This window comes from Candidatus Palauibacter sp., assembly GCF_965216145.1.
Taxonomy (GTDB): domain Bacteria; phylum Gemmatimonadota; class Gemmatimonadetes; order Palauibacterales; family Palauibacteraceae; genus Palauibacter.
On the sequence record NZ_OZ244149.1, the window covers coordinates 3,825,310 to 3,844,840 of the forward strand.

The following is a 19,531-nucleotide window of genomic DNA, read 5'->3' on the forward strand; positions in this document are numbered from 1 at the left end:
CGGCAAGAGATGAACACACGAGCCACGACGGCCGAACTGGTGGCCGCGGCCCGCGCCCACCACCAACACGATCGCGTCCGCCTCGTGGAGGATCCCTACGCCCTCCGGCTGTGCGGCCGTCCTCTGCGCCTCCTCGTGACGATCCGTCCCGCCGCCTGGATCGCATCCCGCTGGCTCCTGCGGGACCTCCAGCCATCCATCCTGGGCGTGCTGATCCGGGCCCGCTACTCGGAGCAGGCGCTCGAGGCCGCCATCCGGGATGGGATCACGCAGTACGTGATCATCGGAGCGGGGCTGGACTCGTTCGCTCTCCGGCGCTCAGACCTCATGGAGCACCTCGACGTGTTCGAGATCGACCTGCCCGCCATGCAGGCGGTGAAGCGGGAGCGGCTGGCGCGGGCCGGGTTGGCGGTACCGCCGCGGCTGCACTTCGTGGCGGCGGATCTCGCGCAGGTGCCCGTCATGGAGGCGCTGGCGGCATCGGCCTTCGACCCCGGACGGCGGGCCTTCTTCTCGCTCCTGGGACTCACCTACTATCTGACGCCGGAGGTCATCGAGGCGGCCGCGCGCTCGATCGCGGCGGGCGTGGTGCCGGGGTCCGAGGTCGTCCTCGATCACATGCTCGACGACGCGTCGGCGTGGCCCGAGCACCGCGGGAAGCGCATGGCGCTGGAGGCATACGTCGCGAAGAGAGGCGAGCCGATGGTTTCCGAGTTCAGTCTGGCCGGGATGAGCGCGCTGATGGCGGAGGCCGGCTTCGACACGGTCGAGAGCATCACGATGATGGATCTCAGCGAACGGTACGCCGGGCAGCTGGGACCGCTGCCGTTCGAGGTCCCGGGCATCTTCGCGTGCGGACACTTCCGGAAGTCCGGGATGTCGCCGGAGGCGGAGGGTTGAGCGCCCGGGCGGCGGAGGGAGGCGGCGTCGCGGGGATCGTGCTCGCCGCCGGTTCGTCGACCCGCATGGGGCGCAACAAGCTCCTGCTGGAGATCGGCGGGGAGAGCCTCGTGCGGCGCGCCGTCCGACTGGCGGGTGAAGCGGGACTCGACCCCGTCGTGGTCGTCACGGGACGTTTCCGGGAGGCGGTCGAGCGGGAGGTCCGGGACCTCGCCTGCGTCCCCGTGTTCAACCCCGATCATGCGACGGGCATCCAGACCTCCGCGGCGGCCGGGGTCGGTTCGGTCGCGGGCGATTGCGAGGCGGCCGTCGTGATGCTGGCCGACATGCCCTTCGTGACCGCGCGCATGGTGCGCACGCTGGTCGCGCGCTACCGGGAGACGGGCGCGCCGCTCGTCGTGTCGGCGTATGGCGGCGAGGCCAACGCGCCGCCGATCCTGTACGACCGGGCGCTGTTCGGGGAGATCGCGCGCATGAAGGCGGGGTGCGGGCGGGAGGTCGTGCGCCGGCACATGGAGCGGGCGGTCCTGGTGGAGTGGCCGGCCGACCGGCTGCGCGACCTCGACCGGCCGGACGACTACGAATCCGTGCGGAGGGAACTCGCCGCGGCGGGCGCGACCGAATCTCCGGTCGATCCGGCGAATCGTGAATAGAGACCTGGTCGATCTCGCGGCGCGGCTGACGACCGAGGGCCGGCCTTACGCTCTCGCGACCGTCGTGCGGAGTGAGCGCCCAACGAGCGGCAAACCGGGAAACACGGCGCTGATCACCGCGGACGGGGGCATGCACGGCTGGATCGGCGGCAGTTGTACCCGGTCCGAGGTGATCCGCCACGCCCTGGAGGCGCTGGATCAGGGGGAGGCCCGGCTGCTCGCCTTCGGTTCGACGTCCGGGCGGCCCGACGACGTGATCCAGGTACCGATGTCCTGCAGCAGCGGAGGGAAGGTGGAAGTCCACATCAATCCGGTCCTGCCGGCCCCCGTCCTGCTCGTGGCGGGCAGTTCCCCGATCGCCCTCGCTCTGGTGCGTCTGGGGCGTGCGGTCGGATACACGACGGTCGCCGCTGCCGCGGAGGACGAGGCGCTCGCGGAGGCGGCGGACGAAATCGTCGACGACCTCGCCGGCGCCGCCCGCCGGTACGCCGGACGGTCCGGAGGAGCGAGGCTGTACGGGGTCGTCGCCACCATGGGACGGAGCGACGAGCGCGCCCTCATCGAGCTGGCGGCAGCTCGCCCGGACTACCTGGGCGTGATCGCCTCCCCCACGCGCATGGAGGAGGTGCGGGGCGTCCTGGCCGCCGAGGGGCTGGGCGAAGAGGAGATCGCACGCGTGCGGGGGCCGGCCGGGCTCGACATCGGCGCCGAGAGCCCCGAGGAGATCGCGGTCAGCATCCTCGCCGAAATCGTCGACCTGGCGGCGCGACGGGGGGAGCGGGGCCGGGCCGAGCCCTCCGCCGAGGCCGACGCTCCACCCTCCGAGGCGCAGGCCATCGACCCGGTATGCGGCATGACGGTCGCCGTCGCCGGGGCACCCTCGTCGGCCTTCGAGAGCGTAGCCGTCTATTTCTGCTGCGAAGGCTGCCGCGCCCGCTTCGAGGCGACGCCGGAAGCCTACGCCTCCAGCCCCGCGGGGGGTCCGGCGTGAGGCCCGAGGTCCGCCGGCTGGAGGCGGCGATGCGCGGGCTGGAGTACATCGCCGAGCCGTCCATCGTGACCGCCGTCCACCTCGCGCGCTCGATGGAGAAGCCGCTCCTCGTCGAGGGGGACGCGGGCGTCGGCAAGACGGAGATCGCCAAGGTCATGGCCGGCGTCATGGAGACCGAACTCATCCGCCTGCAGTGCTACGAGGGCCTCGACGCGAACACCGCCCTCTACGAGTGGAACTACCAGCGGCAGCTGCTGCGCCTTCGGATGGAGGCCGGCGAGGCCGCCGCGGGCGGGTCCGTCGCGGCCGGGTCCGCCGCGACCCCCACCCCTCCGGGCGAGAGCGGCGAGGCGGGCGTGGACCGGCTGGAAGACGTCATCTTCGGGCGCCGCTATCTCCTGGAGCGCCCGTTGCTGCGCGCGATCACGCGGACGGATGCGCCGCCGGTGCTCCTCATCGACGAGATCGACCGCGCGGACGAAGGGTTCGAGGCCTTCCTGCTCGAGGTGCTGTCCGACTTTCAGGTGACGATCCCCGAACTCGGCACGATCCGCGCCACCCACCGCCCGCTCGTCGTCCTCACCTCGAACCGGACGCGCGAGATCGGCGACGCGCTGCGGCGGCGCTGCCTCTACCTCTACATCGAACACCCCGACTTCGCGAAGGAAGTCGAGATCGTGCGCACCAAGGTCCCGGACGTGTCCGACGCGCTCGCCGAAGAGATCACCCACCTCGTACAGGAACTGCGCGGGCGCCGTCTCATGAAGCCCCCGGGGGTGGCGGAGACGCTGGACTGGGCGCGCGCGCTGGTGACGCTCCACTGCGACCGCCTCGACGCGGACATCGTGACGGAGACGCTGGGCTGCCTGATCAAGGACTACCACGACAGCGGCCAGTTCAAGGCGGGCGAGATCGACACCCTCGTGGCCGCGGCCCGGGCGGGCTGATGCCGGTCGCCGCGCCCGCGCCGGAGCGGGAACTGGTCGCTCACCTGGTCCGTTTCTCCGGCGAGTTGCGGCGCCTCGGCGTCCCGGTGGGACTGCGCGACGAGATCGACGGGGCCCGCGCCCTCGGCTTCGTCGACATCGGTGACCCCGGAGAGGTGCGCCTCGCGCTCCGCTCCGCGCTCAAGATCCCGTATCGCTGGTGGGCCGAGTTCGACCGCCTGTTCGACGTGAGCTGGCGGTCCGCGACCCTCGGGGATGCCACGGCCGATCCGAAAGGTCGGGGTCCCCCGAGGCCCTGGCGCGGAGACGAGCACAGCGAGCCGCCGCTGCTTCGCATCCGCCGCCTCCTGGACGAGCGGACGGCGGGCGAGGAAGCGGTCCCCACCGAGGCGGATGGCGACCGGCCCGGCTACAGCCCGCGCGCCCTGCTCAGGCGCAAGGTGTTCGACGAGTGTACGGAGGAGGATCTCGCCGAGATGGAGCGCCTGCTCGCGCACCTCGCGAGCCGCATCGCCACCCGCCGCAGCCGCCGGCTGGTCCCGACCCCCGGCGGCCCGGTCGTGGACATGCGCCGCAGCTTCCGGCGCTCGCTCGCCTACGGAGGGGAGTTCATGGAACTGGCCCGCCGCGCCCGCGCCGTCGAGTGGCCGCATCTCGTCGTGCTCTGCGACACCAGCGGATCGATGGACGCCTACTCGCGCTTTCTCCTCACCTTCGTCCTCTCCCTGCGCCGGATCTCCCGCCGGGTCGAGACCTTCGCCTTCAACACCTCGCTCACGCGGCTCACCCCCTGGATCACGCGCGGCAACATTCCCGCTACTCTGGAGCGCCTCGCCCGCAACGTGGAGGACTGGTCCGGCGGGACCCGCATCGGGGAGTGCCTGCTCGCCTTCGCGGACGACTACCTGCGCGAAACCGTGAGCGCGGACACGACGGTGCTCATCCTGAGCGACGGCCTCGACCGCGGCGACACCGAGTCTCTGGAGATGGCGCTGCTCGCCATCCGGCGGCGCGCTCGCCGGGTCCTGTGGCTGAATCCGTTGATGGGAGACCCGCGCTACCGCCCGGAGGCGAAGGGGATGAAGGCCGCCCTGCCGCACGTCGACCGGCTCGTCTCCGCGCACAATCTGGAATCGCTCGAAGCCGTGCTTCCCTTGCTCACCGCCTGACCGTCCGAGAGGAATACGCATGAGACATGAGAGAGGCGACCGCATGAGAGAGGAATCTCCATGAAAATCGAGGAAGGGTTCACGATCGACGCGCCCGCCGATGAGGTTTGGGCGCTGCTTTCCGACCCGCAGCGCGTGGCGCAGTTGTTGCCGGGAGCGGAAATCACGGAGAGGATCGACGACACGACCTACAAGGGCGGCATCGTCGTCAAGGTGGGGCCCCTCGTGGCGACATATGGTGGCACCGTATCCTTTGAGTTGGACGAAGACGATCGCTCCGCGGTCGTCCGCGCGCGGGGCCAGGGCAAGGCCGGACTGGGCACCGCCGACATGACGATGAACAGCCGGGTGGTGGCGCTTGACGGCGGCGGCACCGAGGTGACGATGGACTCCGACGTGATCGTTACCGGAATCCTGGCGCAGCTCGGCCGCGGCATGACCCAGGTCGTGTCGAAGAAGATGTTACAGGAGTTCGTGGCGAGGCTCACCACCGCGCTTGCAAGCGAAGCGAAGGAGGCAGAGGCATGATTCCCCCGCAATTCGACTACCACGCGCCGGGCGGCCTCGACGAGGCGCTCGGCCTGCTCGGAGAACTCGACGACGCCAAGGTGATGTCGGGTGGCCAGAGCCTGCTCCCGATGATGAAGCTGCGTCTCGCGGCGCCCGCGCACATCATCGACATCAGCCGGATTCCGGGCCTCGACACCATCGAGGAGAGGGACGGCTGCCTGCGCATCGGGGCGCTGGTGACCGAGTCGCAGCTGGACCGCTCCCCGGTGGTGGCGGCACGGTATCCGATCCTGGTCGACACGGCGCGCGTGATCGCGGATCCGCTGGTCAGGAACCGCGCCACCGTGTGCGGCAACCTCGCGCACGGCGACCCCGCCAACGACCATCCCGCCACGATGCTCGCGCTGCGGGCCCACGTCGTCGCCACGGGGCCGGGCGGAGAGCGCACGATCGACATCGACGACTTCTTCCACGGCCTCTTCACGACGGCCCTGGGGGAGGACGAGATCCTCACCGAAATCCACATCCCCGTCCCGCCCGCCCGCAGCGGCGGCGCCTACGTCAAGCTGGAGCGCAAGGTCGGCGACTACGCGGTGGCGGGCGCGGCGGTGCAGCTCTCGCTGGCCGACGACGGGACGGTGGCCAGGGCCGGCGTGGGGCTCACGAACCTCGGCTTCGCGCCGATCCGGGCCTCCGCCGCGGAAGACGCCCTCACGGGCTCCGCGGCCGGCGATGAGGACGCGATCGCGGCCGCCGCCCAGGCCGCCGCCGACGCGGCCGACCCCGTCGCCGACCGGCGCGGTTCGGTCGAATACAAGAAGAACATGGCCCGCGTGCTGACCGCGAGGGCCATCCGCACCGCGCTCGCGCGGGCCGGAGGATAGCGCCATGGCGAAACATCAGATCACCGTCACCGTGAACGGCGCGGCGCACGCCGCCGAGGTCGACTCGCGGCTGCTGCTCGTCCACCTGATCCGCGACGAACTGCGGCTCACCGGCACTCACATCGGGTGCGACACGACCCACTGCGGCGCCTGCACCGTGCTGCTCGACGGAAAGCCGACCAAGTCGTGCACCGTCCTCGCCGTGCAGGCCGACGGGGCCGAGATCGGCACCGTGGAGGGCCTCGCCGGAGCCGACGGCATGAACGCGCTTCAGGAGGGGTTCTGGGAGAAGCACGGCCTGCAGTGCGGCTTCTGCACGCCGGGCATGCTGATGACGGGCATGGCCCTCCTGGCCGAGAATCCCGATCCGAGCGAGATGGAGATCCGCGAGGCGATCTCCGGCAATCTCTGCCGCTGCACCGGCTACGTGAACATCGTGAAGGCGGTCCAGTACGCCGCCGACAAACTGGCGAATACGGCGAACACCGCGAACACGGGGGAGGCAAGCTGATGGCACCCAGGACTTCCGCCAAGATCTGCGGCATGGGGCACTCCATGAAGCGCAAGGAGGACCCCCGCTTCCTGCAGGGTCGCGGCAACTACGTCGACGACATCGTCCTCCCCGACATGCTGTGGCTGGACATCGTCCGCAGCCCGATCGCCTACGGGAAGATCAAGGGCATCGACTCGAGCAAGGCGCTCGAGGTCCCCGGCGTGCTCGCCGTCCTCACCGGCAAGGACCTCGAGGCGTACAACCTGCACTGGATGCCGACGCTGATGTCGGACACCCAGATGGTGCTCCCGACGGACACCGTCATGTACCAGGCGCAGGAGGTCGCGGCCGTCATCGCCACCTCGCGCTACGCGGCCGCCGACGGGGTCGCCGCGGTCGAGGTCGACTACGACACCATGAAGCCCGTCATCGACCCGTTCAAGGCTCTGGAGCCGGACGCGCCCGTCCTCCGCACCGACAAGGAGGGCCAGACCGACAACCGGATCTGGCACTGGGAGGCCGGCGACAAGGAAGCCACGGACAAGGTGTTCCGGGAGGCGGATGTCGTCGTGCGCGAGCGCATGCACGTGCCGCGCATCCACGTCGCCTCGATCGAGACGTGCGGCTGCGTGGCCGACTTCAACCCGGTCGAGGGCCACCTCACCGTCTACATGACGACGCAGGCGCCGCACGCGATCCGCACCGTGCTCGCGCTCGTGGCGGGACATGTGGGGCTCTCCGAGGAGAAGATCCGCGTCGTGTCCCCGGACATCGGGGGCGGCTTCGGCGGCAAGGTGCCGGTCTATCCCGGCTATGTGATCGCGATCGCGGCGTCCGTCGTGCTGGGCAAGCCGGTCAAGTGGATCGAGGACCGGATGGAGAACCTCCAGGCCGACTCGTTCGCGCGCGACTACCACATGGACGCGGAGTTGGCGGCCGATGCCGACGGCCGGATCCGGGGGCTGCGCATCAAGACCCTCGCCGACCACGGCTACGCCGACGCGCAGGCCGCGCCCTCGAAGTTCCCCGCCGGGCTGTTCTCCATCTGCACCGGCTCCTACGTGATGGACCAGGCGTACGCTGAGGTCGACGCCGTGTACACCAACAAGCCGCCGGGCGGCGTCGCCTACCGCTGCTCCTTCCGCGTGACCGAGGCCGTGCACTGCCTGGAGCGCGTCGTGGACACGCTGGCGCACAAGATCGGAAAGGATCCGGCGACGCTGCGCGAGGAGAACTTCATCCCGAAGGAAGCCTTCCCGTACAAGTCGCTCCTGGGTTGGGAGTACGACAGCGGGGACTACCAGGCCGCGATGGACAAGGCCAAGGAGATGATCGGCTACGACGCACTGCGCAAAGAGCAGGCCGAGAAGCACGCGCGCGGCGAACTGATGGGGATCGGCGTGTGCAGCTTCACCGAGGTGCTGGGCGCGGGTCCGTCCAAGGACTTCGACATCCTGGGCATCAAGATGTTCGACTCGGCCGAGGTGCGGATCCACCCCACGGGCAAAGCGATCGCCAGGTTCGGCACCAAGTCGCAGGGCCAGGGCCACGAGACCACGTACGCGCAGATCATCGCCGAGGAACTCGGACTCCCGGCCGCCCACGTGCAGGTCGAGGAGGGCGACACCGACACCGCGCCGTACGGGCTGGGCACCTACGCCAGCCGCTCGACCCCGACCGCCGGGGCCGCGGGCGCCATGGCGGCCCGCATGATCCAGGCCAAGGCCGCGAAGATCGCGGCGCACCTGCTGGAGGTGAGCGAAGAGGACCTCGACTGGGAGCCCGGCACGTTCTCGGTGAAGGGCGCGCCGGACCGGTCCGTGACGATCCAGGACTGCGCCTTCGCGGCCTACACCAACCTGCCGCCGGGGATGGAGCCGGGGCTCGAGGCGACGAACTACTACGACCCGCCCAACCTCACCTTCCCCTTCGGGACGTACATCTGCGTCGTGGACATCGACCGCGGCACCGGCGAGGTGAAGGTGCGCCGTTTCGTGGCGGTGGACGACTGCGGCAACATCATCAACCCCATGATCGTGCAGGGGCAGATCCACGGCGGCCTAACCCAAGGCATCGGACCGGCGCTCTACGAGGAAATGACCTACGACGAGGACGGCAACAACCTCGCCGGCTCGTTCATGGACTACCTCATCCCCACGTCCATGGAGACCCCGGCGTGGGAGACCGCCCACACGATCACCCCGTCACCGCACCACCCGCTCGGCGCGAAGGGCGTCGGCGAGTCGGCGACGGTGGGTGCGCCGCCCGCCATCGCCAACGCGGTGGTGGACGCGCTGGCGCATCTGGGCGTCACGCACATGGATATCCCGATCACCCCCGACCGGGTGTGGGAGGTCCTCAACGAGAACGGCATAGCCGAGTAGTTCGGTTGCGGTTCTCGCCGAGCCCCCCGCGGATCGCCGACGAGCAGTGAGAGGCTTGGCGCGACCTGTTAACGGTGCCTTGATCGACGCCCTGCATCGAGCCGTCGCGACCAACTGAAACCCAGCGCTTGCACTGCCGCACGGACGCTGGCCCGTGTTCGGGCTATGGAGTCCCTTAATGGAGCAACGAGCATGCTGACACGCGTGAAGCTGGAGAATTTCAAAGCCTGGCGAGAAGCCGATCTCACGTTCGGCAAAGTGACCGGCCTGTTCGGAGCCAACAGCGCCGGGAAGAGCAGCCTCTTCCACTTGCTCCTGCTACTCAAGCAGACCAAGAATGCCACTGACCGAAACGTCGTTCTCGATTTCGGTGGCCAGACGGAATTGGTGAACTTGGGAACCTTCGCGGACGTCGTTCACCGAAACGACGAGGCCAAGGTGATCCGTTGGCTCCTCGAATGGAAGCTGCCCAAGACGTTGACGATCCGAGACCCGTTGAGGCGACCCTCCACGCCCCTCTTCGAAGGCGACACGCTTCAGACGCGGTATGAAGTCGGCTTCGAAAGGGCTCGCTTGCTGCCCGGTGAACTCGGATACCGATTCGATGATGTCGACTTCCTCCTGCAGCCAATGGCTAGCTCCAAACAAAAGTTCAGGCTTTTGGCAGACACGCCAACTTTCTCGTTTGTTCGCAACCCTGGCCGCGCCTGGCCATTACCGCGACCGGTCAAGACGCATCTGTTCCCGACTCAGGCAAGGAGCTATTACCAGAATACGGCTTTCCTGGGTGATTTCGAGTTGGCATATGAGAACCTCATGGATTCGATCTACTACCTCGGTCCCCTCCGCGAGTATCCGAAACGGGAATATCACTGGGCTGGCTCACGCCCTGAAGATGTGGGTCAGCGTGGGGAGCGTACGATAGACGCGCTGCTGGCCGCCACGCTTCAAGGGAAAAACTGGAGCCTTGGATACAGGAGGCGGAAAAAGACGTTCCAGGAGATGATCGCGTACTGGCTCCACAGATTGGGACTGATTCGCGAGTTCCATTTGGAAGAGATTGCCAAGGGAACTAATCTGTATCGGGCGATGGCTAAGGCATCTAGTTGGAGCGTGCCGACACCACTGACCGATGTTGGATTCGGTGTCTCTCAAGTGCTTCCAGTGCTAGTGCTACTCTATTACGTTCCGGAGGGTTCAACGGTGCTGATGGAACAGCCCGAAATCCATCTCCATCCGGCAGTGCAGAGTCGCTTGGCTGACCTCATGTTGAACGTCGCGAAAGCACGAAACGTGCAGATCGTGGTCGAGAGCCACAGCGAGCACTTGATGCGGCGGCTGCAACGTCGAGTGGCTGAACGACAGGCCTCGCCCGAAGACGTCAAGTTGTACTTCGTTTCCGCGCATCGAGGCGAAGCGCGGGTTTCCGATCTGCTCCTCAACGAGTGGGGTGAAATCGAGAACTGGCCCGACAAGTTTTTTGGCGACGAAATGGGCGAGATCGCGGCGATCTCCAAGGCCTCTCTGAAACGCAAGATTGAAGAGACGGAATGACGCCTTACGTTGTGGACACCAACGTCGCGATCGCGGCCAACGGACGTGGAACTCACGCCGACAGAAGGTGTCAGTTGACCTGCGTGGAGAAGCTTGAATCGGTGGTCGCGCGGGAGATCGTTGCGATCGACGACGGGCACGCGATCTTGAATGAGTATAGACGACACCTGAGACCGTCGGGAATGCCTGGCGTGGGTGACATGTTCTACAAACATATACTGAACCACCAGTATCAGGATGATCGGGTCAGGATGGTTGAGGTGACTCCATCGGATGATGATCGCCGCGGATTTGACGTCCTACCCGAGAATGCGTTCGACCCGTCGGATCGGAAGTTCCTTGCGGTCGCGGTGGTCGCACGCGCGGTCGTTCTGAATGCGACGGACAGCGATTGGGATGAACACGACCGGTTGCTGGACGCGTTGGGGGTGGAGGTCAGTCAACTTTGTCCACAACACGCCTCGAAGGGGCGAGGCGAGCACGACGAGTGAAGAAGGATTCCGGTGTTCCGCGAGGCCTGAAGTACCCCAGCACGCCCTACTGGCCGTGGTCGCCGAGCTTGGGCCGCGCAGACGCCGTGCATTCCAATCCAAGTCGATTCTTAGGTGAATCCGTGGTCGTGACGGAAAAACTCGACGGAGGGAACACACTACTGCACGCCGGCGAGGTCTACTCGCGTAGCATCGCGGCGCCCTCATGCGGTAAGTGGATGGCGATGGTCAAGAAGCACCACGCATGGAAGGTCGACGAGGCGGATGTCTACCTCTACGGGGAGGATATCTACGGAGTGCACAGCATCACCTACGAGCCCGTGGCAGAACACGAGACGTTCCGTGCGTTTGCGCTTCGCGACGGCGACGGCGCGTTTGCTGCCTTTGCAGATGTGGAGACGTACGCGAAGCGTCTAGCGATTCCCGTCGTGCCTGTCCTCTTCAAGGGAGTTTTCCGGTCGCTTGGTGAGGCACGTGCGTTCGTTGAGCACGCCCATCGCGAACCGTCCGTGCTAGGCGGGGAGCGCGAGGGTGTCGTATTGCGTTTGGCGAGACGGTTCCCGGCGAAGGAGTTCCGGGACAACGTTTGCAAGGGCGTTCGGATCGGTCACGTGCAGACCGACCAACATTGGACCAGGAATTGGAGACCCTGCGAGCTCGCGGCACCGGGGAGACAGGAAGGCTGATCAGGTGGCGTTGAGTGTTGAACTGACGGTGAAACCGCTTGAAGCATCTCCTACCTCCGATGCGGACGTATCGCGCGCCATCCCCGGGGGATCCGTGCACAAGCAAGGCCTTCGGTCCATTTGGGCACCCGTGGCCGACGGTTCGCCCACGGCTGACCGTTTCGGGCTCTCGGCCAACGCCCCCGTGCAGCCGACTCACAGCGACGGCCAGGGAAACGGTGTTCCGCGAAATGGCGGAGTCGACATCCTGCGGCCCCGGACGTATTGCGACGGATTCTGCGCGCCAACCCTTTGCGAGCCCCGACGCCCGCACCGCCTTCACGACCCGAATCTGGCCAGTACCACCTTCCTCTGGCCGAGAACCGGGAAGTGCGCGAGGACCGCGTGGACGAGCCCGAAAGTTGCGCCGTCGGGCATGTGTCGGAATCCGCCGCACGAACGTCCGCAGCCAAGTCTCCGGACAGATTGCTACTGGCCATCTCCGCCGAAATGAGCCGACAAGAACTCCTCGCCGCCCTCAAACTCCGGGATGTGGGAAATCTGCGAAAGAGATACCTAAGGCCCTGTCTCCAAGAGGGCTGGATCGAGATGACGATCCCGGAAAAGCCAAGCAGCCGACACCAGCGGTTCCGGCTCACCGCGGCGGGTCGGAATCACTTGCAGGAAATCGGAGTCGGCGCGGCAGAGCCGGGTTGAGGGTCGGGGAACCCCCGGGAGGGCGGGCGAGCGGTCCCGACTGGCCGCGCGGGGCTGCCACTCGCTCGGCGCCACGGGCGTCGGCGAGGACATCCCCATCACGCCGGACAAGGTGTGGGAGGTTCTGAACGAGAAAGGCGTAGCCGAGTAGAACATGGCGCCGGTGCCGGTTGAGGGTCTGGGTGACGCCGGACCGGAGACTATGATGCGCTTCCACCCGCCGATCCGGCGCGGCGATGGCGGGCCGCCGGTCGCTCGCGTCGGGGGGCGCGGACGCAGAGCCGGACTTGTATCGTTCCCGTGCAGGTTCCGATGGCGACGTCCCGGAGGGCCGCCCAAGATCAGGAAGGCGCCATTGCCGCAAGTGAATCCCAAAGTGCTGCGATGGGCGAGGGAATCCGCCGGTCTCAGCCCGGGGGAGGCCGTTGAGACGCTCGGGCTGAGAGCCGCTCGCGGGATCCCGCCCATCACTCGTCTCCAAGCTCTTGAGGAGGGCGAGGCCGCGCCCACGCGGGCCATGCTGTCGAAGATGGCGGCACAGTACCGGCGACCGCTCGTAACCTTCTATCTGGAGCGCCCCCCTCCGAAGGGCGAGAGGGGAACGGACTTCCGCACGGTGTCGGTCCGTCGGTCGAGCGGAGAGGAGGCCCTGCTCGATGCTCTGGCGCGCCGACTCCTGGCTCGCCAGGAGTTGCTGAAGTCGGCCCTTCTGGACGAGGACGCCGAGCCCCTCTCGTTCATCGGCTCGGTGTCGCTCGGCGATGGAGTCCCGGCCGTCGTCGCCTCGCTGAGGGAAACGCTGGGGTTGCCGGTCGACGCTTTCCGCGCGGCGCAAGGCCGCGGCGCAGCATTCCGCCTGCTGCGCGCCCGCGTGGAGGAAACGGGTGTCTTCGTGTTGCTGGCGGGGAGTCTGGGCAGCCATCACACCAACATCGAAGTCGAGGTCTTCCGGGGCATGGCGCTGGCGGACGAGATCGCTCCCTTCGTCGTCGTCAACCCTCACGACTCATCCGGCGCCCGGTGCTTCACTCTGCTCCACGAACTGGCGCACCTGTGGCTCGGACAGACCGGTGTCAGCGGTGGTCTTCCCAGGAGCCCCGTCGAGCGATTCTGCAACGACGTGGCGTCGGAGTATCTGCTGCCGGATGCGGATTTCACCGAGTTCCGGGTGACGGACGAAACCGACGTATCGGCCTGGGCGAGCGCCATCAGCGCGCGTGCGGCGGAATTCAACGTCAGCTCCTCGATGCTGGCATACAGACTGTTTCGGGCAGGCAGCATCGATGAAACGCTCTGGAACGAGGTCAGCGGACTTTTTCGAACCCAATGGTTGAAGGGCCGGAAACGCCGCCGCGCGAGAATGAAGACGCAGACGGGCGGCCCCGGATACTATCGGCAGATGAACCACCAGCTTGGCTCGAGCCTCGTCCAGCTGACGGGCCGGCTCATGGCGTCGGGCGCCCTCACGACCACCAAGGCCGGACGCGTACTGGGCGTGCGGCCCAAGACCGTACACATGCTCGTGGCCGGACCGTAGCGGACACGGCATCGCGAGCCCTTGCTGTACCTTCTCGACGGCAACGTCTTGATCGATGCGAATCGCGACTACTATCCCATCGAGCGCGTGCCCGAGTTCTGGCAATGGCTGCTGCACTACGCCCGGAGCGGTCGGGTGAAGATCCCGGCCGAGATTCATGACGAAGTGAAGCGAGGGAACGACGATCTCGCGCAATGGGTCAAGGAGCGCGAAATCAAGGACGCTCTCGTGCTCGATGCGGAGGCTCACCCCGCTGATGTGCGGCGGGCAATACGACGCGGATATGCCCCGAACCTCACGGATACCGAGATCGACAAGCTTGGAAGAGGCCCTCACGGTGCGACGATTGACGTATGACGGCGACCGAGCCCTTGAACTACTGAGAATCGGTACTGGACTGCCCGGCGCCGAATTCCGCCCAGGCCAGCAAGACGCCATCGGCCATGTGGTCAGGGGCGACGGGAGATTCCTCGTCGTTCAGAAGACCGGCTGGGGCAAGAGCTTCGTCTACTTCATCGCGACCAAGTTGCTGCGGGAAGGAGGGTCCGGCCCAACCCTCCTGGTGTCTCCGCTGCTCGCCTTGATGCGCAACCAGATCGCCGCCGCCGAACGGATGGGAGTCCGTGCCGAGCGGATCACCTCGGACAACGTGAACGATTGGTCCGAGGTGGAGAAGCTATTGGTACGCGACGAAGTGGACATCCTGCTGATCGCTCCGGAACGGTTCGCCAACGAGTACTTTCGGGACGAAGTCCTTTCCCGCATGGCGGAACGGATTTCCCTGCTCGTCATCGACGAGGCGCATTGCATCTCCGATTGGGGGCACGATTTCCGGCCCGACTACCGGCTTGTCGAGCGCATCGCCCGGACACTCCCGCCAAACCTGAGGCTCCTCGCGACGACGGCCACGGCGAACGACCGCGTGATGGACGATCTGCGGGAAGTCCTCGGGCCCAGCTTGACCGTATCCCGAGGCAGCCTTGCCCGCCCGTCCCTCACTTTGCAGACCATACGCCTGCGGAGTCAGGCGGAGCGACTGGCGTGGCTCGCGGATACGCTCCCGCAGCTCGAGGGACACGGCATCGTTTACACCCTTACCATCCGTGACGCGGAAATCGTGGCGGCATGGCTTCGGTCGCGGGATGTGGATGTCCGATCATACACGGGCAGGACCCCACCGGATGAGCGAGTGGAACTCGAGACGGCGTTGCTCGAAAACCGAGTGAAGGCCCTGGCGGCGACGCCCGCGCTCGGCATGGGCTTCGACAAACCCGACCTCGGTTTCGTGATCCACTACCAGACGCCGGGGTCCGTCGTGTCTTACTATCAGCAGGTCGGTCGCGCCGGTCGAGCTCTCGATGCCGCCTACGGCGTACTGCTGAGCGGCGATGAGGAGACCGACATCACGGACTACTTCATCGACAGCGCCTTCCCAACCCGCGATCAGGTGCGACAAGTGATCGCCGCGTTAGAGGAGTCACCAGATGGGCTGTCGCTGCCGGATCTTCGTCGCACACTCAACCTCAGCGGCGACCGGATCCAGCAGACCATCAAACTGCTCTCGCTCGAGTCGCCGGCACCCGTCGTGAAGCAGGGAAGCAAGTGGCAGCTGACGGCGGCGACGCTCGGAGACGCTTTCTGGGAGCGCGCAGCGCGCTTGACCCGCCTGCGACGAGAGGAGCAGAGTCAGATGCAGGAATACGTGGCATTGAAGTCCGGTCACATGGAATGCCTCGTTCAGGCGCTCGATGGCGAGCCCGAAGCGTATGAACCGCCAGATCTGCCACCACTCCCTACCACCGTTTCTTCCGCCTTGGTGCGAGAGGCCATCGTGTTTCTCCGCGGTCGGGATCTTCCGATTGAGCCGCGCAAGAGATGGCCGGCGGGCGGATTGCCCCGATACGATGTCAAGGGGAATATCCCTGGGGAGCATCGCGCGAACGAAGGAAGGGCGTTGTGCATATGGCGCGACGCGGGATGGGGCGAGACGGTTCGACAGGGAAAACAAGCAGAGCGATTCGACGACCGGCTCGTTGAAGCTTGCGTGCAGCTGGTGGAGCGGTGGGACCCACAACCCGCCCCGGTGTGGGTGACCTGCGTACCTTCCCGTCGGCATCCGTTTCTGGTTCCAGACTTCGCTCGACGTCTCGCGAGTGCTCTGGGATTGCCGTTTCGCGCAGTTCTCGATCAGACCCGGGAACACCCGGAGCAGAAGTTGATGGCCAACAGCGCCCAGCAAGCGCTCAACGTTGACGGTTCGCTCGAAGTGCCGGTCCAGCCGTCACCTGAGCCCGTCCTGCTGGTGGACGATATCGTGGGCTCCGGCTGGACCCTCACCGTGGCCGCCTGGCTATTGCACCGTCACGGAAGCGGGGAGGTTTGGCCGCTCGCCCTCTCCTCGCTGAGCGGAAGCCGATGAACGCGGACCTCAGTCCGAACGCGCAGGCGATCCTTCTCTTGACCGCGCCTTTGCTCGCGGGTCGGCGCAGGCATTCCAAGAGACGGCAGACCGGCATAAAGAGCGCCCCCACAAAGCCGAAGCCGTTGAGCGCTGCCGAATACCGTGACTTCGCCCGCCAGCTACGGACAGTCCAGCGGGAGCCCGCCGACCTGCTCGGTAGCGACGCGAGCGAAACGTTGCGCGCATCCGGCATCAACCTGGACAGGGAGAGAATCCGGCGGCTCCTCGGGCGCGGGTTTCTCCTGGCGCAGGCGGTCGAGCGTTGGCGGGCCCGCGCTCTGTGGATCATGACCCGGGCCGATGCCGACTATCCCAAGAGGCTCAAGGTGCGGCTGCGGGAAAACGCCCCGCCGGTTCTCTACGGTTGCGGCGATCGCACGATTCTGAACGGTGGCGGACTGGCGGTGGTCGGTTCGCGCGAAGTGAACGAGGACCTCATCGAGTATGCGGAAGATGTGGGCCGGCTCGCCGCGGGAGCGAAGATGGCTATTGTCTCGGGCGGCGCGCGCGGAACGGATCAGGCCGCAATGAGAGGTGCGCTGGAGGCCGGCGGCCGGTCGGTCGGCGTCCTGGCCAACGGCCTCGAACGGGCGGCCCTGAACCGAGACAATCGCAACTTCTTGATGGACGGACGGCTCGTTCTGGTCTGTCCCTACGACCCCGCCGCCCGGTTCCTGGTGGGCCATGCCATGCAGCGCAACAAGCTCATCTACGCGCTGTCCGATGCGGCCCTGGTGGTGAACTCGGACCGAGGACGTGGGGGCACGTGGGCGGGCGCGACGGAGCAACTGGACAAGCTGAGATTCGTGCCGGTATACGTTCGCGCCGACGGCGAGCGCTCCAAGGGGCTTGAGGCCCTGCTTGGTCGCGGTGCCGAAGCCTGGACGAACCCGAAGACCCCGGACCTATTGCAACGGATTCTTCGCGCCGACCCTTCGCGAGCCCAAGTGCCCGCACTGCCTTCACAACCCGAATCCGGACAGTACCACCTTCCTCTGGCCGAGCGTTGGGAAGTGCGTGAGGACCGCGTGGACGAGCCCGTAGGTGGCGCCACCGAGCATGTGTCGGAGTCCGCTCCACGAACGTCCGCAGCCAAGTCTCCGGACAGATTGCTGCTGGCCATCTCGGCCAAAATGAGCCGACAAGAACTCCTCGCCGCCCTCAAACTCCGGGATGTGGGGAATCTGCGAGAGAGATACCTAAGGCCCTGTCTCCAGGAGGGCTGGATCGAGATGACGATCCCGGAAAAGCCAAGCAGCCGAAACCAGCGGTTCCGGCTCACCTCGGCGGGTCGGAATCACTTGGAGGAAATGGGAGCCGGCGCGGCAGAGCCGGGTTGAGGATCGGGGAGCCGCGAGGAGGACGGGCAGCCGCTTCGTGACGGTGGACGACTGCGACAACATCAGCAACCCCATGATCGTGCAGTGGCAGATCCACGGCGGCCTCACGCAAGGCATCGGCCCGGCGCTGTTCGAGGAGAACCCCCACGACGAGGACGGCAACAACCTGGTTGGCTCGCTCATGGACTACCTCATCCCGAATCCCGGCCTCCGTGGAGACCCCGCGTGGGAGATCGCCCACACGATCACCCCCGTCGCCGAACGACCCGCTCGGCACCAAGGGTGTGGCGAGTCGGCCACGGTGGACGCGCTGGCCCGCCTCGGCGTGACGCACCTGGACATCCCGACCATGCCGGATTAGGTGTGGGAGGTCGTGAACGAGAGGGGGGATTGCCGGGTAGGGGACGATCCGCCTGGCGCGGAGCCGGGGACCGGTTCTGGTCCCACGTCAACGTCGGAGTTGCAACGGGAGAGGCTGTTGAGGTCGTCGACTCTCGTTCTCGGCGGCTCGCTTGAGGCCGCCTTCGAAACAAGGGGGATGAAGATAGACGCCGACCTACAAAGACCACCGGGCATCGTCGTGGAGATTGAGGAGGAGCTGAAAGGGCACGGAAAAGCTGGGGCTTACCGCTTTGGAGACGAGAGCATCGCCATCGCGACGGAACTCGAGGATGATGCACCGGAGCCGGAACAACCGATCGCCTTGGCTGGCGAGGACGCAGGCTTGGCGTGCGGTAGCTGGCTGATTCGGAACGCGACGAAGAAGGTGCGCCGCGTCGTAATATGGGAGGATGCGTTCTTGTGGGGACTCAGTGAAGCGCTTCGGCTGGCAGGCGTTACGGTGATCGATCCGCCGCCTCCGCCGGGGCCGATGCTGGACCCGCTGACAAGGCAGACTCCCCGCGGCGCTTAGCATCAATGGGGGATGGTGAACCATGGCCGAAGAAACGATCACGGTAGAGGATTGGAAGTACTTCCTTGTTGCCGCGGGCAGGCATTTCGGAAAGGACCCGGAGCACCGTGCAACCGTCATCGTTGAACAAAACGAAGAAAACGGCGGACGCCGCGCCCATGTGATCTTCGAGCAGCGAGACGACGGGTATCGGGGCCTGTTCTACCGGAGGTTGGACCGTACATAGTCCCGGACCCGTCTCGAAGCGCGAGAGAAGGAGGATGATAGGCATAATCGATTACACCATGTCCTTGGCTCAGAAGGAAGGCTGACAGGTGGCGTTGAGTGTTGGACTGACGGCGAAACCGCTTGAAGCATCTCCTACCTCCGATGCGGACGTATCGCGCGCCATCCCCGGGGGATCTGTGCCCAAGCAAGGTCTTCGGTCCATTTGGGCACCCGTGGCCGACGGTTCGCCCACGGGTGACCGTTTCGGGCTCTCGGCCAACGCCTCCGTGCAGCCGACCTACGGCGACGGCCAAGGAAACGGTGTTCCGCGAAATGGTGGAGTCGACATCCTGCCGCCGCTCGTCGAGCCGGTTCCGACCGCGTCGCTTCACGCCCTCCAGGAGTGGGAGGGATACGTCACCGATATCGGGAACGACGAGTTTGAAGCGCGTCTGTTGGACCTGACGGCCGGAGACTCCGTTGCGCGTGAGGATGCGGTCATTCCTCTGGATGACGTCTCGGCGGAAGACCGGTTGAATATGGAACCCGGATCGATCTTCCGTTGGGTGATCGGCTACGAGAGGTCCGTGGGAGGCGCGCGGCGACGCGTGTCGCAGATCGTGTCTCTCGACCTTCCGCCGATGACCGACCGAGATCTTGAGCGCGGCCGTGCGTGGGCGAACTGGCTGCGCGCGAAGTGGGGCCTTGAGTGAAC

At 66.4% G+C, this 19,531-nt stretch carries 21 protein-coding genes; all 21 read left to right on the forward strand.

What is annotated here, in order from left to right; genetic code table 11:
* Window positions 1-9: 9 nt before the first annotated feature.
* The 21 genes from ACOOHF_RS16465 (at window position 10) to ACOOHF_RS16565 (ending at window position 19,529) form a co-directional block, all read left to right on the forward strand.
* The gene (locus ACOOHF_RS16465) at window positions 10-900 is read left to right on the forward strand and encodes a class I SAM-dependent methyltransferase (RefSeq protein WP_420462518.1); all 891 of its coding nucleotides are present in this window, start codon (window positions 10-12) and stop codon (window positions 898-900) included.
* Window positions 897-1,553, forward strand: coding sequence for a nucleotidyltransferase family protein (locus tag ACOOHF_RS16470; RefSeq protein WP_420462519.1), 657 nt, complete (start codon window positions 897-899; stop codon window positions 1,551-1,553). Before ACOOHF_RS16465 ends, ACOOHF_RS16470 begins: the two co-directional genes overlap by 4 nt.
* Complete coding sequence (locus ACOOHF_RS16475; protein ID WP_420462520.1) at window positions 1,546-2,544, forward strand: XdhC family protein; 999 nt, start codon at window positions 1,546-1,548, stop codon at window positions 2,542-2,544. The genes ACOOHF_RS16470 and ACOOHF_RS16475 overlap by 8 nt, the downstream gene beginning before the upstream one ends.
* Entirely contained in the window at window positions 2,541-3,491 is a 951-nt protein-coding gene (locus ACOOHF_RS16480; protein WP_420462521.1) for an AAA family ATPase, read from the forward strand. The genes ACOOHF_RS16475 and ACOOHF_RS16480 overlap by 4 nt, the downstream gene beginning before the upstream one ends.
* A complete protein-coding gene (locus tag ACOOHF_RS16485; protein ID WP_420462522.1) occupies window positions 3,491-4,660 on the forward strand; it encodes a vWA domain-containing protein in 1,170 nt (389 codons plus the stop codon). The genes ACOOHF_RS16480 and ACOOHF_RS16485 overlap by 1 nt, the downstream gene beginning before the upstream one ends.
* Before the next feature lie 60 nt (window positions 4,661-4,720).
* Window positions 4,721-5,188, forward strand: a complete 468-nt coding sequence (locus tag ACOOHF_RS16490) for an SRPBCC family protein (RefSeq protein ID WP_420462523.1) — start codon at window positions 4,721-4,723, stop codon at window positions 5,186-5,188.
* Window positions 5,185-6,054, forward strand: coding sequence for an FAD binding domain-containing protein (locus ACOOHF_RS16495; RefSeq protein WP_420462524.1), 870 nt, complete (start codon window positions 5,185-5,187; stop codon window positions 6,052-6,054). The genes ACOOHF_RS16490 and ACOOHF_RS16495 overlap by 4 nt, the downstream gene beginning before the upstream one ends.
* A 4-nt stretch (window positions 6,055-6,058) precedes the next feature.
* Complete coding sequence (locus ACOOHF_RS16500) at window positions 6,059-6,565, forward strand: (2Fe-2S)-binding protein (RefSeq protein WP_420462525.1); 507 nt, start codon at window positions 6,059-6,061, stop codon at window positions 6,563-6,565.
* A complete protein-coding gene (locus ACOOHF_RS16505) occupies window positions 6,565-8,931 on the forward strand; it encodes an aerobic carbon-monoxide dehydrogenase large subunit (protein ID WP_420462526.1) in 2,367 nt (788 codons plus the stop codon). The genes ACOOHF_RS16500 and ACOOHF_RS16505 overlap by 1 nt, the downstream gene beginning before the upstream one ends.
* A 192-nt stretch (window positions 8,932-9,123) precedes the next feature.
* Window positions 9,124-10,485 carry a DUF3696 domain-containing protein gene (locus ACOOHF_RS16510; protein WP_420462527.1) on the forward strand — a complete coding sequence of 454 codons (1,362 nt, stop codon included), beginning with the start codon at window positions 9,124-9,126 and terminating at the stop codon, window positions 10,483-10,485.
* Window positions 10,482-10,976, forward strand: coding sequence for a hypothetical protein (locus tag ACOOHF_RS16515; RefSeq protein WP_420462528.1), 495 nt, complete (start codon window positions 10,482-10,484; stop codon window positions 10,974-10,976). The genes ACOOHF_RS16510 and ACOOHF_RS16515 overlap by 4 nt, the downstream gene beginning before the upstream one ends.
* Before the next feature lie 122 nt (window positions 10,977-11,098).
* Window positions 11,099-11,662 carry an RNA ligase family protein gene (locus ACOOHF_RS16520; RefSeq protein ID WP_420462529.1) on the forward strand — a complete coding sequence of 188 codons (564 nt, stop codon included), beginning with the start codon at window positions 11,099-11,101 and terminating at the stop codon, window positions 11,660-11,662.
* A 369-nt stretch (window positions 11,663-12,031) separates the two neighbouring features.
* Window positions 12,032-12,358 carry a Fic family protein gene (locus ACOOHF_RS16525; protein ID WP_420462530.1) on the forward strand — a complete coding sequence of 109 codons (327 nt, stop codon included), beginning with the start codon at window positions 12,032-12,034 and terminating at the stop codon, window positions 12,356-12,358.
* A 364-nt stretch (window positions 12,359-12,722) separates the two neighbouring features.
* Entirely contained in the window at window positions 12,723-13,895 is a 1,173-nt protein-coding gene (locus ACOOHF_RS16530; RefSeq protein ID WP_420464388.1) for an ImmA/IrrE family metallo-endopeptidase, read from the forward strand.
* A 21-nt stretch (window positions 13,896-13,916) separates the two neighbouring features.
* Entirely contained in the window at window positions 13,917-14,252 is a 336-nt protein-coding gene (locus tag ACOOHF_RS16535) for a DUF4411 family protein (RefSeq protein ID WP_420462531.1), read from the forward strand.
* Complete coding sequence (locus ACOOHF_RS16540) at window positions 14,242-16,314, forward strand: DEAD/DEAH box helicase (protein WP_420464389.1); 2,073 nt, start codon at window positions 14,242-14,244, stop codon at window positions 16,312-16,314. Before ACOOHF_RS16535 ends, ACOOHF_RS16540 begins: the two co-directional genes overlap by 11 nt.
* 125 nt (window positions 16,315-16,439) lie before the next feature.
* Window positions 16,440-17,696 (forward strand): DNA-processing protein DprA, encoded by a 1,257-nt coding sequence (locus ACOOHF_RS16545; protein WP_420462532.1) that lies wholly within the window; start codon window positions 16,440-16,442, stop codon window positions 17,694-17,696.
* Window positions 17,697-17,733: 37 nt separating this feature from the next.
* A complete protein-coding gene (locus ACOOHF_RS16550; RefSeq protein WP_420462533.1) occupies window positions 17,734-18,057 on the forward strand; it encodes a molybdopterin cofactor-binding domain-containing protein in 324 nt (107 codons plus the stop codon).
* 117 nt (window positions 18,058-18,174) lie between these two features.
* A complete protein-coding gene (locus ACOOHF_RS16555; protein ID WP_420462534.1) occupies window positions 18,175-18,609 on the forward strand; it encodes a hypothetical protein in 435 nt (144 codons plus the stop codon).
* Between the two features lie 22 nt (window positions 18,610-18,631).
* Window positions 18,632-18,835, forward strand: coding sequence for a hypothetical protein (locus tag ACOOHF_RS16560; RefSeq protein ID WP_420462535.1), 204 nt, complete (start codon window positions 18,632-18,634; stop codon window positions 18,833-18,835).
* Window positions 18,836-19,049: 214 nt separating this feature from the next.
* Complete coding sequence (locus ACOOHF_RS16565; RefSeq protein ID WP_420462536.1) at window positions 19,050-19,529, forward strand: hypothetical protein; 480 nt, start codon at window positions 19,050-19,052, stop codon at window positions 19,527-19,529.
* The last annotated feature ends 2 nt before the right edge of the window (window positions 19,530-19,531 follow it).

Bases quoted from the DNA above. Each gene is read 5' to 3' on its own strand.
- ACOOHF_RS16490 (WP_420462523.1), top strand. From the start codon at position 4,721: ATGAAAATCGAGGAAGGGTTCACGATCGACGCGCCCGCCGATGAGGTT.
- ACOOHF_RS16505 (WP_420462526.1), top strand. From the start codon at position 6,565: ATGGCACCCAGGACTTCCGCCAAGATCTGCGGCATGGGGCACTCCATG.
- ACOOHF_RS16515 (WP_420462528.1), top strand. From the start codon at position 10,482: ATGACGCCTTACGTTGTGGACACCAACGTCGCGATCGCGGCCAACGGA.
- ACOOHF_RS16485 (WP_420462522.1), top strand. From the start codon at position 3,491: ATGCCGGTCGCCGCGCCCGCGCCGGAGCGGGAACTGGTCGCTCACCTG.
- ACOOHF_RS16495 (WP_420462524.1), top strand. From the start codon at position 5,185: ATGATTCCCCCGCAATTCGACTACCACGCGCCGGGCGGCCTCGACGAG.
- ACOOHF_RS16510 (WP_420462527.1), top strand. From the start codon at position 9,124: ATGCTGACACGCGTGAAGCTGGAGAATTTCAAAGCCTGGCGAGAAGCC.
- ACOOHF_RS16560 (WP_420462535.1), top strand. From the start codon at position 18,632: ATGGCCGAAGAAACGATCACGGTAGAGGATTGGAAGTACTTCCTTGTT.
- ACOOHF_RS16500 (WP_420462525.1), top strand. From the start codon at position 6,059: ATGGCGAAACATCAGATCACCGTCACCGTGAACGGCGCGGCGCACGCC.
- ACOOHF_RS16465 (WP_420462518.1), top strand. From the start codon at position 10: ATGAACACACGAGCCACGACGGCCGAACTGGTGGCCGCGGCCCGCGCC.